General features: G+C 30.2%; 18 protein-coding genes. 14 read left to right on the plus strand and 4 right to left on the minus strand.

From position 1 onward, the window contains the following. Positions 1-291: 291 nt before the first annotated feature. Complete coding sequence (locus tag B2G86_RS06415) at positions 292-933, minus strand: FMN-dependent NADH-azoreductase (RefSeq protein ID WP_078357303.1); 642 nt, start codon at positions 931-933, stop codon at positions 292-294. A gap of 80 nt (positions 934-1,013) precedes the next feature. On the opposite strand from B2G86_RS06415, the gene B2G86_RS06420 reads away from it, so the two are divergent. The 3 genes from B2G86_RS06420 to B2G86_RS06430 all read left to right on the plus strand — a co-directional run bounded on the left by B2G86_RS06420 (position 1,014) and on the right by B2G86_RS06430 (position 3,576). Beyond that, positions 1,014-1,946: a helix-turn-helix transcriptional regulator gene (locus tag B2G86_RS06420; RefSeq protein WP_078357304.1), complete on the plus strand. Its 933-nt coding sequence runs from the start codon at positions 1,014-1,016 to the stop codon at positions 1,944-1,946. Positions 1,947-2,312: 366 nt separating this feature from the next. After that, the gene (locus B2G86_RS06425) at positions 2,313-2,870 is read left to right on the plus strand and encodes a histidine phosphatase family protein (RefSeq protein ID WP_078357305.1); all 558 of its coding nucleotides are present in this window, start codon (positions 2,313-2,315) and stop codon (positions 2,868-2,870) included. Positions 2,871-3,039: 169 nt separating this feature from the next. Continuing rightward, on the plus strand, positions 3,040-3,576 hold the full coding sequence (locus tag B2G86_RS06430; protein WP_078357306.1) for a 2'-5' RNA ligase family protein: 537 nt from the start codon (positions 3,040-3,042) through the stop codon (positions 3,574-3,576). Between the two features lie 62 nt (positions 3,577-3,638). Here B2G86_RS06430 and B2G86_RS06435 read toward each other — a convergent pair whose 3' ends face one another. Next, positions 3,639-4,091 (minus strand): VOC family protein, encoded by a 453-nt coding sequence (locus B2G86_RS06435; RefSeq protein WP_078357307.1) that lies wholly within the window; start codon positions 4,089-4,091, stop codon positions 3,639-3,641. A gap of 321 nt (positions 4,092-4,412) precedes the next feature. Next, entirely contained in the window at positions 4,413-5,696 is a 1,284-nt protein-coding gene (locus tag B2G86_RS06440) for a homocysteine synthase (protein ID WP_078357308.1), read from the minus strand. 189 nt (positions 5,697-5,885) lie between these two features. On the opposite strand from B2G86_RS06440, the gene B2G86_RS06445 reads away from it, so the two are divergent. The 6 genes from B2G86_RS06445 to B2G86_RS06470 all read left to right on the plus strand — a co-directional run bounded on the left by B2G86_RS06445 (position 5,886) and on the right by B2G86_RS06470 (position 10,110). Next, positions 5,886-6,632 (plus strand): amino acid ABC transporter ATP-binding protein, encoded by a 747-nt coding sequence (locus B2G86_RS06445; protein WP_078357309.1) that lies wholly within the window; start codon positions 5,886-5,888, stop codon positions 6,630-6,632. A 10-nt stretch (positions 6,633-6,642) separates the two neighbouring features. Further along, positions 6,643-7,470 (plus strand): transporter substrate-binding domain-containing protein, encoded by an 828-nt coding sequence (locus B2G86_RS06450; protein ID WP_078357310.1) that lies wholly within the window; start codon positions 6,643-6,645, stop codon positions 7,468-7,470. Positions 7,471-7,481: 11 nt separating this feature from the next. After that, positions 7,482-8,177 (plus strand): amino acid ABC transporter permease, encoded by a 696-nt coding sequence (locus B2G86_RS06455; protein ID WP_078357311.1) that lies wholly within the window; start codon positions 7,482-7,484, stop codon positions 8,175-8,177. Positions 8,178-8,182: 5 nt separating this feature from the next. After that, positions 8,183-8,887, plus strand: a complete 705-nt coding sequence (locus tag B2G86_RS06460; RefSeq protein ID WP_411815217.1) for an amino acid ABC transporter permease — start codon at positions 8,183-8,185, stop codon at positions 8,885-8,887. Between the two features lie 116 nt (positions 8,888-9,003). Then, positions 9,004-9,531, plus strand: a complete 528-nt coding sequence (locus B2G86_RS06465; protein WP_078357312.1) for a GNAT family N-acetyltransferase — start codon at positions 9,004-9,006, stop codon at positions 9,529-9,531. 186 nt (positions 9,532-9,717) lie between these two features. Further along, positions 9,718-10,110, plus strand: a complete 393-nt coding sequence (locus B2G86_RS06470) for a hypothetical protein (RefSeq protein ID WP_142242926.1) — start codon at positions 9,718-9,720, stop codon at positions 10,108-10,110. 177 nt (positions 10,111-10,287) lie between these two features. Here the strand turns inward: B2G86_RS06470 and B2G86_RS06475 are convergent, their stop codons facing one another. Further along, the gene (locus B2G86_RS06475; protein ID WP_078357314.1) at positions 10,288-10,971 is read right to left on the minus strand and encodes a DUF1129 family protein; all 684 of its coding nucleotides are present in this window, start codon (positions 10,969-10,971) and stop codon (positions 10,288-10,290) included. A 140-nt stretch (positions 10,972-11,111) separates the two neighbouring features. Here B2G86_RS06475 and B2G86_RS06480 point away from each other — a divergent pair, with 140 nt between their 5' ends. The 5 genes from B2G86_RS06480 to B2G86_RS06500 all read left to right on the plus strand — a co-directional run bounded on the left by B2G86_RS06480 (position 11,112) and on the right by B2G86_RS06500 (position 15,659). Next, positions 11,112-11,867, plus strand: a complete 756-nt coding sequence (locus tag B2G86_RS06480) for a sulfite exporter TauE/SafE family protein (RefSeq protein WP_088368997.1) — start codon at positions 11,112-11,114, stop codon at positions 11,865-11,867. A gap of 12 nt (positions 11,868-11,879) precedes the next feature. After that, complete coding sequence (locus B2G86_RS06485) at positions 11,880-12,317, plus strand: GNAT family N-acetyltransferase (protein WP_078357316.1); 438 nt, start codon at positions 11,880-11,882, stop codon at positions 12,315-12,317. Between the two features lie 18 nt (positions 12,318-12,335). Next, the gene (locus B2G86_RS06490; RefSeq protein ID WP_078357317.1) at positions 12,336-14,378 is read left to right on the plus strand and encodes a cation:proton antiporter; all 2,043 of its coding nucleotides are present in this window, start codon (positions 12,336-12,338) and stop codon (positions 14,376-14,378) included. A gap of 70 nt (positions 14,379-14,448) precedes the next feature. Continuing rightward, a complete protein-coding gene (locus tag B2G86_RS06495) occupies positions 14,449-15,297 on the plus strand; it encodes an SA0632 family lipoprotein (RefSeq protein ID WP_078357318.1) in 849 nt (282 codons plus the stop codon). A gap of 68 nt (positions 15,298-15,365) precedes the next feature. Further along, entirely contained in the window at positions 15,366-15,659 is a 294-nt protein-coding gene (locus B2G86_RS06500) for a hypothetical protein (RefSeq protein WP_078357319.1), read from the plus strand. Positions 15,660-15,665: the final 6 nt, after the last annotated feature.

Here is a 15,665-nt window from a genome sequence, read left to right on the forward strand (position 1 = left end):
TAGTCCTAATGGTCTGGCAATATTAGAATGATGAAAGTAGCAAATAAAGCTGGAATGATAGAAGAGGCACGCATACGAAAAGGGCGTGTAGTTGAAGGTGAATTCTATTATGTACTTTGCATTCCAAACCACTATGATGTTATAATACATTTAACAAGGAACTAGCATAGATACATCAATCCCCTCACTATTACGAGTAGTGAGGGGATTTTTGTTTGGTGTGACTTAGTGCATTTTCAAAGGCAAATGATTTTAAATATAAAACTTCAATCCGTTAGAAGATCTAATAGATTATAAATTATAAAAAGCATTAAAGACTTGGTCTAAGTCGTGCTCTGCGTTTTGTAAAACTGTTTCTTCGGTTAATATGGCTGTACCTTGGGCTCGTGCAATATAAAATGTATCAAATGCCATAATATCTTCAAACATTGCTTTTAAATAATTATAAGAAAAATCTAAAGCTGTATATCGATCATCATTTGTATATATTGAACCACTGGCTTGTAAATATAAAGCTTTATAGTTATCAGTCATTAATCCTACTGAACCTTCTGAAGTATATTTGAAAGTTTGGCGTGCAATCAAAATATTATCTATATAGTCTTTTAGTTGAGAAGTTACATTAAAATTGTGAAGCGGTGAGATAATAACAATTCGATGAAATGATTTAAATTGGAAAAGTAAATTATTAGTGATTTCGGACATGTGTTGTTCTTCTTCAGTCATTGTTTTACCTGTTTGTTGTTTGTCCCAAATATTTAATAGCTGAGTTGTGTCAATACGAGGTAAATCAATAGCATGTAAATTCAAAATTTCTGGTGTATCATTTGAAAAAGTCTCTTTATATTTTCTTAGGAACAATTCTTGTAGTTTATAAGAAAAACTATTCTCATTGTTAAAATCGGGATGTGCATTAATAATTAAAGTTTTCATAGTATATACTCCTTATTTCTTTGATAAAATAAGTATAAAACTTAAAGGTGACTAAATAAGGCACCTTTGAAGGAGGAATTATGAAAAAATCTGAGCGATTAAATCAAGAACTCATTTTCTTAAGTAATAAAACTACATTCCATTTAAAAGATATTATGCAAGAGTTTAGTATTTCCAAACGAACGGCACTAAGAGATATTCAAGAACTTGAAGCCATGGGATTGGCACTATACGTTGAAAGTGGACGATATGGGGGATATAAGTTGATTTCTCAAAATTTATTAACTCCTATTTATTTTAATAACAATGAAATATTGGCAATATTTTTTGCATTAAAAGCTTTAGATATTTTATCAAGTACTCCTTTTGAAAAATCTTATGAGCAAATTAAAGAAAAATTATTTGCAAGTTTACCTAATGAAAAGCAGCAAGATATCGCTAAGATATTAAAATATATTCATTATTATAATGTTGCGCCAATAAATAGTGCAGATAACTTAGATCGAATTTTAACTTCCATTATGAATGAAGATAGAGTTTATATCACATATACGCAATATAAATATGAAGAAACTGAAATTCAAATTTATGATTTGTTTTATAGAAATGGTATTTGGTTTTGCAGTGCTTATGATTTCAATAAGAAGTCGTGGGGAATTTATCGATGTGACTATATAACAAAGCTAGATATAAGTGAGGGGAAGCAGCCTTTTTCTCGAAAAAAACTAGAGGACATAAAGCAGACTCATGAACAGATGTTTAATGATATCCCATTTAAATGTAAATTAACGAATTTTGGGATAGAACTCTTTTTAAAGAAAAATTATCCAAATATGAAACTAGAATATATAGAAGATGTCCCTTATATCACAGGCGGCTATAACATTGAAGAATTGGGCTATATGACTGATTATTTAATATCATTAGGTGAGCATGTAGAGATTATATATCCTAAGCAGCTTAAAGAGAATTATATAGGGAAACTAAAAAGTATTTTAAATAAATATGAATAATAGAATGGTTCTTAGGTTATGGAAGCGGATATTTGTAGTGCGAAAGCATTAAATTTAATTTTGATGAACTTTTATTAATTAAATGTATATTGTATTTACTATGGAAAAGTAATTTGATATTATTTAATTTAAATTTAACGGTTATTATCAATCACTATTTTTCATTCCTAGGGATAAAGATTACCAATGTTAGAATTTCATTTCCGCAAAAAAAGTCAGAACATTCCGATAAAATCGATTATGTGAAGATTAGTAGACATTTGGTATCAATTAAAGACTATTTAAGAAATGTAAAAAAGTCCAAAAAAAAAGAATTGATAGAATATATAAATTGGTACATATAAACATCTAAAGGGGATAATACATATGAAAACATATATTTATTTTATTAGGCATGCAGAATCAACCTTTGTATTTGGTAAAGAACGGGAACGTCCAATAACTAATAAGGGCATTATTGACTCTGAAAAAATATCAGAGAAGCTGAGTAATATAAAATTTGATCATTTTATTTCAAGTCCATATAAAAGAGCAATACAAACTATAGAACCATTAGTTAAGAATAGTGAGATAGAATTGTTTGAAGAATTAAGAGAAAAATCTTTAAAAGGTGAATTTAAACTTGATAAAAGTTCAATAGATGAGGCTATTAAAAAATCGTTTATAGATATAGATTTTAAATTAGAAGGCGGTGAAAGTACACGAGAAGTTCAAAATCGAGCGATACCGTTAATTGAAAGCATAATAGATGATGAAAGAATCAAAAATATTGCAGTAGGTACCCATGGAAATATACTAACTTCTATATTGAACTATTATGATCAGAGTATTGGATATGACTTTTGGAAATCATCATCAAAGCCTGACATTTATAAATGTGAATTTCACAAAAATATATTAATGAATATCGAGAGAATTGAATGAAACATTAGATAAAACTATTGAATCTAATGAAGGTGATTTGAAATGGTTTAATATTGAAAAGTTACCTTATTAAGAAAGACATTATTAAAAAATATGATTATATTAAATATTTTAGAATTTAACCTAATAATAAGCAGTATGATCTTAGGTGAATAGTTGGAGGCTGGAAATGTATTTTATAGGAATAGTACCATCAGAAGAAATATATATAGAATTATCTAACATACAGGAACAATATATGAATAAAATTGGTGTAGAACCACATGTTACTCTTAAAGCACAAAGTCAATTAAATGAAAGCCAAGAATGTTTGAAACAAATAGAAGATATTATCAGTGAAACAAAGCAATTTTATATTACACCAAAAACCATTGAATTTTTTGGAGAACAAGTTTTATATTTATCACTATATTCACCTGAATTAATCAAATTGCATAATCAATTAGTTGATATATTAAAAGTACCTAAAGAATTAAAAGAGTATTATTTTGAAGGAGGGTTATTCGTACCACATATAACAATAGGTAAAACGACATATTTCAATAACATAAGTACAGGTAATAATTACAGAACGTTATTAGAAATAAAAAAAGAGTTACAGGATAAAAAAACTTTTAATTCATTCTTAGTTGAAAAAGTATATCTATACAAATATATAGATCAAAAGTATGAGCGTATAAAAACTCTCTATTTAAAAAATTTATAAAATGTTCTAAGTAATAGCAAGACAATAGAAAATAATTGATGTTTGCTTACAATATACATACATCAATTATTTTCTAACCACTCACTTATATACATTTTTTTAAGTTCACGATTAGGGTTTTTTAATTCAGTAATAAATTCTAAACTATTCTTATCTAAATCATAGAAATGAATTTTGGCATATGCCTTATCTTCATGTGGAGAAACAAAGGGTTCTTTACCTTCAAATCCAAAAGCTTCTCTTGTACTTATTTGGCGATCTTTTAACCATGAGATTGACTGTTTCAGATTTTCTAATGACACCTCAAAAGCGACATGTCTTATAGATGGATGATATGGATATTTAGTAACATCAGTTTCCCAAAGACCAAGCCAGCTCTTATTCTCTATAATCCATAAAAAGGCAACTTTATTTGGAATAATGCTTTCTAGTTTTAACCCTAATTTTTCATAAAAAACAATAGAATCTTCTAGATTCGAAACGGGTAAATGTGCTTCAAACAAACCTTTTATCATTTAATCACCTTTTCTAAATAATTGTATAAAGAAATATTTTTACATCATATTTATAACTTTTACCAAATGTTTCATACGTAATCCAACTTATTAATAAAAATACGATGGCTATAATCGCAACTAAATTACCTTGTAAGTTTGGTAATATATCTTGATGTATTGCTAATCGAATTTCTCTTAATACGAAATTAGTTAATAAAAGAATTAGTCCTAATAATCCTATAACTTCTCATAGATAAAAAAGTAGTGAAGATTATCTGCTGTCGTAGATTTCTTCACTACTTTTTTTAGTATATTTTCAGACGTATTCGCCAACAAATATTATTTAATTTTATTTAAAGCTTGTTCTAAGTCTTTGATAATATCATCACTTGATTCTGTTCCTACTGAAAGGCGGACTAAATCTTTTGTTACGCCTGATGCAACTTGTTCTTCTTCGGACAGTTGTTGGTGGGTTGTGCTTGCTGGATGTATTACAAGTGATTTAGAGTCTCCTACATTTGCTAATAATGAGAATAGTGATAGGGCTTCTACAAAGTCTGGAATTGCTTCGGAATCGCCTTTAACTCCAAATGTTAGTATTGCTCCTTGTCCTTTTGGTAAATACTTCTTAGCGAGTTTATGATATTGATTTGATTCAAGTCCTGGATAGTTCACCCAGCTTACTTTATCATGTGATTCTAAAAATTCTGCTACTTTTTGGGCATTTTCAGAATGACGTTCTGTTCTTAAATGTAATGTCTCAAGTCCTATTAAGAATTGTTGGGCATTAAATGGTGATAATGATGGTCCGAGATCTCTTAATAATTGAACACGTGCTTTTGTAATATAAGCTGCTGGACCTACGTCATTAACGTAAGAAACGCCATGATAACTTGGGTCAGGTTCTACTAATCCTGGGAATTTTCCGTTATCCCAATTAAATTTACCACTATCTACAATTACGCCACCGATAGACGTTCCGTGACCACCAATGAATTTAGTTGCTGAATGTACAACAATATCTGCACCATATTTAATTGGTTGTAGTAGGTGAGGTGAAGCAAATGTATTATCTACTATTAAAGGAATGCCATTTTTATGTGCTACTTCAGCGACACCTTCAATATCCAGTACATCAATACGTGGATTACCGATAGTTTCAGCGAAGATCAGTTTAGTATTGTCATTAATTGCAGCTTCGAAATTTGCTGGATCATCTGGATCTACAAAATGTACTTTAATGCCAAATTTCTTTAGTGTAACTGCAAATAAATTATATGTACCACCATATAAATTAGTAGATGCAACAACTTCAGAGCCACTTTCGGCAATGTTTAAAATACTTAAAGTAATGGCAGCTTGTCCACTACCTACACTTAATGCAGCTAAACCTTCTTCTAATAATGCGATACGTTTTTCAAAGACATCATTAGTCGGATTCATAATTCGAGAATATATATTACCTTCTTCAGCTAAGGCGAATAAGTTTTTAGCATGTTCAGTTGATTTAAATGTAAATGACGTAGTTTGATGAATAGGAACGGCTGTTGAACCAGTAACTGGATCAGGTACTTGACCACCGTGAATTGCAAGCGTTTCTTTATTCCAATTTTCTTGTGTCATTAATAAATACCTCCTTAAGTTATATATGTCATTATAGTCAGACAATTTTAAAAATTCAATCTAATCCGAGTAAAAAGATAAGAAAATTTTATAAATGGCTTGAATTAGGGATTTTAAATTAAAACCGACTTTACTTATAGGAATAGTTGTGATAAATTCAACTTAATATTTTGTTCGGGAGTGAATGACTTGATAACAGTTGAAGGGTTACACCATAAGTTTGGGGATAATGAAATTTTGAAAGATATTAATTTTGAACAAGAAAAAGGGACAGTTACAGCAATTATAGGACCAAGTGGTTCAGGCAAAACCACTTTATTAAGAAGTTTAAATATGCTTGAAACACCATATAAAGGTGTAATTGAATTAGGAGATACGTTATTTAATATTGAAAATTTTAATAAAAATGATGTAGCAAAATTAAGAAAACAGTCGGCTATGGTATTTCAGCAATATAATTTATTTAAAAATCGTACAATTTTAGAAAATATTACTGAAGGTTTGATCTATGGACAAGGCATGAGTAAGAAAGAAGCAAATGCTAAAGGTATGGAATATTTAGACAAAGTTTCACTAAAAGATAAGGCAAATGCATACCCAGTACAATTATCAGGTGGGCAGCAACAACGTGTAGGTATCGTAAGAGCATTAAGTATTGAACCAGAAGTGCTTTTATTAGATGAACCAACTTCAGCATTGGACCCTGAATCTGTACAAGGCGTGCTAAATATTATTCAAGAAATTGCTAGTGAAGGTAGAACGATGGTTATCGTGACACACGAAATACAGTTTGCTAAAGAAGTTTCAGACCAAGTCATATTCATGGATAATGGAGAAATTATTGAAAGCGGTAGTCCTGAGGATGTAATTGATAATCCATCATCGGAACGTACAAGAAAATTTTTAAGTCGTTTAACTTCAACAGTTGGGGCATAGGAGGTATGAAATGAAGTATATCAAATTTCTAATTGTAAGTGCATTAATCATTTCATTATCTGGTTGTGGTCAAATTTCTAAAGAAAATAATGATAAAAAAGTTATAAAAGTAGCATTATCAGCTGAAGTAAATCCGCCGTTTTTATATACAGACAGTGATAACAATCCAGTTGGCTATGATATGGATTATATGAAAGCTCTTGAAAAGAAGTTGCCACAGTATGATTTTCAATATGAATTTGGTGAAGAGGAATCAAACGTCGTCGGAATTGGTGTAGGTAAATTTGATATGGGGATCAATTGGTTCTTCAAAACGCCAGAACGTGAAGAAAAATTTTTATATCAAAAAGAACCTTACGTATATTCTTTAACGACTCTAATTGTACATAATGATACAAATGATATTGAGACATTGGATGATTTACATAATAAGAGACTTACACCTATGGCTCCAAGTGGTGGGCTTTATTCTATTCTTTCTGGGTATAACAAGTCTCATAAACAACAGATAGATATTGATGAAATTCAAAAAGTATCTAATGGTGAAAATTTTAAAATGATTGAATCAAAACGTCGAGATGCAATGTTCTTAAATTTAACAACATATCAAGCGATTCAAAAAGAATTAAATGCTGATGTTAAAGTAGGTGGCGTTGTTTCAAAAGAATCTATTCATATCTTATATAACAATAAAAATACGCAATTACAAAAAGATATTGATAAAGCGACTAAAGAATTAAAAGAAGATGGTACGCTTGTGAAATTATCTAAAAAATGGTTTGGATTTAATGTATTTGAAGACAGAGATTCATTAAATGACATTAAAGATAGATTATAAGGAGGAGAAAAATGGGAACGACAACTTGGCCAGATTTGTTTATGCAAATTTTAGATAAATTACCAATTACGCTATTCATCATTATTATTTCTCTTCTATTTGCTTTAATTTTAGGGCTGATTTTAGCAGTTATAAGAATAAAAGAAATACCGATATTAACTCAAGTTGTGAAACTGTATGTTTCTTTCGTGAGAAGTACACCGCTTATTTTGCAATTATTTTTAGTTTATTTTGCATTGCCGATTGTCTTGCAATGGATTTACATTGATATTAATCATTTTAGTCGTCTATTTTTTGTCATATTAACCTTCACTCTGCATACAGGTTCATACTTATCTGAAGTGATGAGAGCTGGGTATAATTCAGTTGATAAAGGACAGATTGAAGCAGGAAAAACAGTTGGTTTACGTGATAGAACAATATTGACGAGAATTATTATTCCTCAAGGATTTAGAAATAGTTTACCAAACATCGGTAATCAAGTAATAGAACTGATTAAGGATACTTCACTTGCATTTACTATCGGACTTATTGACATGATGGGGCAAGTTAACTTAATTATAGGGAATAATTACGGTTTAGGAATGTTTCCTGTATATGTGGCGATATGTATTATTTACTGGGTTATTTGTATATTAGTAGAATTTATCGTCATGCTTTTAGAGAAAAAATATAATATACCATATCAAACTGAACAAATGAGGTGAATAAATTGTCTATAGATTTTCCTTTTATGTATGAACATGTTGGAGATATATTAAAAGGTGTTCCAACAACATTATTAATTGCAGTTATAAGTATGGTGTTTGGTTTAGTAATAGGTACTATATTTGCGTTAATTCGAAAAAGAAAGATACCTGTTATCAATCAAGTTATAGTTGTATTTGTGTCATTCTTTAGATCAACACCTCTCATTGTTCAGTTGTTTGCATTTTACTATGGTACGCCTGTACTAATAGAATGGTTGAATAAAGTTTGGCAATTGAGTTTAGACCCTGATGGCGTCAGTTCATTAACAATCGTTCTCTTTGTATTCACATTACATTCAGCAGCATACTTAACAGAAGTTATGCGAAGTGGATTGAAAAGTGTAGACGATTCGCAAATAGAAGCGGCTATAACAGTTGGTCTAAGAAGACAACATATCTTGATGAGAATTGTAATTCCACAAGCACTAGGATATGCGATACCGAATTTAGGGAATCAATTTATAGCTTTAATAAAGGGAACGGCAATTGCATTTGTTGTTCAAGTAACAGAAATATTAGCGATTAGCCAAATTATAGCTAATGACGGTTATAGATTTGTCGAAGTGTATATCATCGCAAGTGTAATATATTGGATTATGGCGCTGTTTTTCGAATGGGTTTTCGGAAAAATGGAAGCAAGAGTTGGGAAATACTTATATCAAACATAAAAAAACGAGGTCAGCATTACGTTTGTGCGAAAATAGTAATGTAGGACCTCCTTTTTTTATAAATTTTTTCATTTGATGTGTATACTAATATTATAAATATAAGTTGGAGGTACATCATGATTGAAATTCGACCAGTTAAAATAGAAGATGCAAATGAACTTTTAGAAATAGATATTAGAAATAGAGAACTATTTGAAACATATTCAGCAGCAGATAGAAAAGACTCAGATTATCAACTATATAATTATAGAAAAAATATAGAAAAATACTTACAAGATATGAAAAATGACGATGGTTACCATTACGTAATCATACAAAAAGAAGAAAATAAAATAATAGGTACGATCGACTTATTCGCAGTGGTTAGACATAATATCCAAAGTTGCATGATGGGATATGCATTAGACGAAGCATATAGTGGGCAAGGAATTACGACAATCGCTGCAAAAAAAGTAATCAAAATAGCATTTAATGAGCTAGGATTTCATAGAGTAGAAGCAGGCGCACAACCAACAAATGTAGGGTCAGTAAAAGTATTAGAAAAAGCAGGTATGATAAGAGAAGGTCTAAACAGATTAAACGTTAGAGTCAAAGGAGAATGGAAAGACCATTATTTATACGCAATCGTAAATGAGAACTTTTAAGGATGTGGAATAGTATTGTGGATGGTGTTATCAGGATTAATAATCTATTTAGTATTATTTTTATATTCTAAATATCTCATTAAAAATGAGAAATTCATGCTTATTCACTTAATGTTTACCTTGATTTTTATATGTTTTAGTCAAGTATCCATTATATATTTTGAAAATTTAAATGGACAATTGAATGTGTATACTTTAGTACTTGGTTTGTTATTTATATTTATGATGAGTGTATCTATGTTCTTACAAGTGATATGTGATATTTTATTAGCTACACAACTTGTAAGAAATGAAATAGTAGATAAAATATTCAAAATTGTATCAGACCCTATTGAAGTTATGAGTCATATAGTGAAATCAATTTGGTTGTTGAGTTTGGGAATGTTAATGATTCAAAATCATTATTATATTTTAGGAGTTATAACATTAATATGGGGATTATTGATAATTTATTACTTCAATATTTTAATTAACTATTATACTAAACAAAATAAAGGAATAAGACCTAATACAGTATTTATAAATGTAGAAACTTTATTGATTTTTACTATTTTGTTTATAGGTATATTAGTGATATAAAGTTTTCAGGCCGATAAAAAAATTTATCGACCCGAAAACGCGAAATACGGACCGATAAAAAAATTTAGCGACCCGAAAACACGAAATACGGACCGATAAAATAAAATAACGGTCCAGAAATGCGAAATACGGACCGATAAAATAAATTATCGGTCCGTATTTTTCCTATTTTCCTCTCTACCTTGTATCGGGTTGGTCGATTTTTCTATGATGGTCTATATAAAGTCCTAGTGGTGTGAGTATGAGTGCGATAATGATGTATGCCCAATTGGATGTATAAATTTTTGGTCCTAGTTGCAAGTAAAATCCTGGTAAGTAGAATGCTAATATTGTTAGTACGAATGTGCCTGATATTAAAATATTCGTTATTGTTGTGGTCCAATTTGATTCGCTATATATCCTTATTTGTACTACTTTGAATATCATCCATATAAAAATGAATATCATCGTAAATCCTGTTACAAACGTTATAAGAAATGTATATAGGTAAGTGTATTCTATTTGAGTGAAGAATCCTGTAAATCCTCGTATAAATGAAAATACGCCTAATAACATTAATATGTGTAAGCCTATAAATTTAAAGATATTTTGAAAAGTACGGTTAGGCATGTTTTTAATCATATTATCTGCATGTTGTTTTGGGTCATGATCAAAGAATTCCATTGCATGCATGCCGTCTTTTTCTGCACTTAATAAATGATTAAGTATGTTAAGTAACATTTTTTCTGAATCATGTTCGTTAATACTTAAGTTAGCACGGACATATGTTATATAGTTTTCATATACTTCTCTATCGTGACTATTTAATCTTAGTCGTTTTACATTGTTTTCAATTATAAGGTCGCGTGTTGATTTTTTCATCAGCGTGTTCCTTTCTTTGTTCAATAATTTCATTTTACCAAGTATTTTATTATAAAACATTACTAATTTGAGGTTTATACTTTTTACAGATGATTAAATTTCCGATATTATTAAATATGACAGGTGGTGAATGCTTGGAGATGTTGACTTTATTTATTGTATTTTTAGTAGGTATTTTTGCTGGAACGATTAATATAGTTTCAGCAGGTGGATCGTTAATTGTTTTACCATTACTTATATTTTTTGGATTACCTACTACAGTTGCGAACGCTTCGAACAGAGTTGCAATTTTAGTTCAGAATATACTAGGTTTATATGTATTTTACATAAAAGGAATGCGCAACGTTAAGTTAAGTCTTATCTTGAGTATACCCGCTATTATTGGCTCTTTTATTGGCGTACATTACGCAATTAATCTCCCAGACGCAATTTTCAACCGCATGTTAGGTATTATTATGCTTCTCGTTTTAATTATTATGATCATTCCAACTAGATGGAAAGGTGCAAACAAGCAAACTGAAAAATTATCCATCTTTAGAATTGTTCTTCTCATTATTGTATTTCTAGCATTAGGTATATATGGTGGCATTGTTCAAGCTGCTGTAGGATTTTTATTCATTATAGCTTTAAATTTAATTATGCCGAAATTAAATTATGCTGAAGTTCAGTGTATGAAAACTTTAGTCATAACGATTTACTTATCGCTATCGACATTTGTATTTATTTTTCAAGGGTATGTTAATTGGCCATTTGCAATCAGTTTGGCACTTGGATCAGGTATTGGTGGACTTATAGGTGGTCGTTTGACTGTTTCGTTGCCTGAAAAGAAATTAAAAATCATTATGTTTATCGTTATATTTATTTTAGCAATTAAATTATTGATAGAGAACAATTAGGTAGGTAGAACAATGTTTATCATAAAATACATTCAAGATGATGCAAATATTTATAAGATTAGCCAAATGGCTGCAAAGGCTTTTAAAGATGAGAGATATAGTATGAAATTGGCAGTGTCTCTAGAATATGAAGCAATCAAAGGCTCTCTTGAATACGAAAAAAGTATCTTGATTGGTGCTTTTATTGAAGAAGAATGTGTTGGCTTCATATGGGCTAAATTTGATTATAAGGATAAAGAAGTTAAAATTTATAACCTTCTTGTTACTGAAAATCATCGAAAAAAAGGAATCGCTAAAACTTTAAAGCGAGAAGTAGAAAAGTGGGCTCAACAAATGGGTGCATATTCCATAGTTTCAACTGTCCTTGCCCACAATGAAAATATGATTCATATTAATGAATCAATGGACTATGAAGTTGAAAAAATTATTATGCGTAAAAAGTTATTTTAAATAGAAGAGAGGAATTCTATGGCCATATTCGAAGGTTTCTTATGGTTCATTATGGGAATTATCCTAAGTTCAATTATTCATCATTACATTTCTAAAATACCATTAAGTTTTGTTCAAATTATTATTGGTTTTGTTATATTTCTATCTCCAATTCCAGTTGAATTAAACTTTGAATCAGAAGTGTTTATGGTGGGCATTATCGCGCCATTACTATTTTTAGAAGGTATTTCAGTTTCGCGTGTCCATTTAGCTCGGTATTTAAAACCCGTTATGTCAATGGCACTTGTACTCGTATTTACAACAGTTCTAGGGGTCGGATTCTTATTACATTTAATCTGGCCAGAACTACCATTAGCAGCGTGTTTTGCTATTGGTGCAATTGTTTCTCCAACTGATGCGGTGGCAGTTCAAGCTATTGCAAAAGGTAAGATGTTACCAAAAGGTTCTATGACAATATTAGAGGGTGAATCTTTATTAAATGATGCAGCAGGTATCTTATCATTTAAGATTGCTTTAGCAGCTTTAGTAGGTGGATCATTCTCATTATCAGGAGCAGTTGGACAATTTCTTATCACGGCAGTCGGAGGCGCAATTGTTGGTCTTATACTTGGTTATGGTGTAGTGCAGTTGCGCGTTTACTTAACTAGAAATGGTATTAATAATGGGAATATGTTGACGTTTATACAGGTTATAACACCATTTTTAGTATATATCGTTGCAGAAACATTCCATTCATCAGGCATTATTGCAGCTGTTGTCGCTGGTTTAATTCATGGTGTTGAAAAGGATAGAATCGCACAAGCAACTACGAAGGAACAAGTTACTTATAATCATACTTGGGATTTATTAAGTTACTTATTAAATGGATTTGTATTTATTTTATTAGGTTTCTTAATACCAGAAGTATTATTTAACATTTTAGAAGAACCAAAACACGAAGTAATGCATGTTATTGGCATGACACTGTTTGTAGCAGCATTAGTTTATACATTTAGATTCATTTGGGTGCTTATTTCATACCCGTATTTCTACTTACCTGAAAGTAGATTTTCTAGAATGTTAAATAGTGGGAAAGATATAGAACCACAATCTCAAATAGATAAGCCGAATCGTTTTAAATATGCATTTATTATGACGATATGTGGGGTGCACGGTACAATTTCATTGGCAATCGCTTTAATGCTACCATTTAAATTATCCGAACACACAGACTTTATTTATAGAGATAATTTACTATTTATAGCGACAGGTGTTATTTTGATCAGTTTAGTATTAGCACAATTAGTACTTCCACTTGTAACGCCTAAAACTAAACCGAAAGAACAAAGCTTACTAACGTTTAATGAAGCTAAAGTCTTACTTATAGAAAGTGCATTAGAGAACTTACAAGAATTTTACAGTAAAGAAACAAGTTATATTTACGGGAAAATTACACGTAGTTATCATATGCAATTATCATTCTTAAGAGAGAACGATGAAAAAGATGAAGATATTAAAGAATTAGAGCGTATGCAAAGAATCGCTATTGATACAGAATTTAGAACGTTAGATAAATTGATTAAAGATGATAAAATTTCACAAAATACATTTGATAACTATAGACAAATTACTGAACGTTCAACTACCTTTAAGAATGCATCACTGTATACGAAAGTTAAACTAATGGTGAAGTTATTTGTTCGACGTAGAAAAATTAAAACATTTGTCAATGCAACAAGTTCACTTTCAATTGAAGCAAACTTAAAAGAGATGAGATTTATAACTAGAGAAGTTCATTTCCAAGTTGTAAAAAGATTAACTGAAGAAATGAATGATGATAATGAGTTTGAAATTAGCATCGTTTGTGATTCTTATTTAAATAAAGTTGAAAGATTAACACCTAATCATTTTAAAGGTAACCATTCAGCTGTCTATACAGAAATGGAAATATACGCTTTAAGAATTCAAAGAGAAATGATTAATGAGTTAACTGAAGAAGGTAAAATTGGGCGTGCAATGGCTATAAAATTAAGAGAATCCGTTAATTACGATGAAATGATAGTACTAGGCAATAGTATCTAATTTGTTTTCAATAGATAGCTTACATGTAGTGTGGTAAAATATTTAAGACTATATATAGGAGGCGACACCTATGAAGAAAGCACTTTTACTGATGGTGAGCTCATCAATTATTTTAGCTGCATGTGGCAATGATGATGAACAGAAGAATTTAGAACAAGAAATTAAGTCTTTAGAACAATCATCTAAAGATTATCAAAAAAATAAAAAGTCTTTAGAAAAAGAGAATGAAAAATTAAAAGATAGTATTAAAGACAAAGAAGATGAGTTGGAAAAACTCAAAGATGAAGTTAAAGCAAATCAATCTGATACAGAAGAGTCAAAGAGCAGTAAAGAAGATTCTAAAGATAAAAAGGAAACATCAAGTACAGAAAAAGAGCAATCAGCAAAAAAGCCTTTTCCTAATACAATTCGTACTTCAACAAATGGTGAAGTTGAAGTAGTAGATGACATTGATGGTAAACATTTTCAATTTGAAGATAGTGGTATGAAGGTAAGCATTGACCATTTACAGATTTTCCAAGTGAATAATATGCCAGAAGGTCAGGTGTTGCTCTTCAATGGAGCTAAAGATGGTTATGTTGTCATGTATGAAGTCGTAACTGAAAATACAACAAATGATAAGTTATTCTATGACAACACAGCATCTATCCAACATGGAGAACAAACACAACGTTCTGACTATGCTTCATTTATACCAGATTCTCATAACGAGAAATATATGAAGAAATCTAAAGAAAACACTGATGAATATCAACCAGGTGAAAAGACTAAAAGTTTAAAGTCTATTCCTATTTCTGAAAAAGTGTATCAAGCAATTAAAGATAATAGTGCAACATTCAATATTCATGGCGGTGTGAGTAAGACATCTACATATGATGATGCGTCTGACAAAGTTAAATCTTTTAAATTGAATATATAGGTTTGGTTTAGTTTGAATTGTATTAGGGAATAAACTATAAATGATTATTTGAAAAGAGGGATGTTATCGTGCATGAAAAAGAATTTGTTCTCATAGAAGGAAAGAAAATAACATTATTAGAATTAGGCAAAGAAATCGAGAATATAACTGGTCGTACTTTGAAAGTAACAACAGGTGAAGTGAGAAGTTGGCCATCAGAAGCAGTTGTTTTCGATCGCAAATCTAACGTTAATCAAGTAACATATCGATTTAATGATGTTAATGATATAATTGATGCAACGATTGAAGTTCCTAGAGGATTTAAAGACTATGATACAGACCCTGTAACAGTTAAATTGTTGACTTATATTAGAAGAGCATAGAATATG

It is taken from the genome of Mammaliicoccus fleurettii, from assembly GCF_002018435.1.
Classification (GTDB): domain Bacteria; phylum Bacillota; class Bacilli; order Staphylococcales; family Staphylococcaceae; genus Mammaliicoccus; species Mammaliicoccus fleurettii.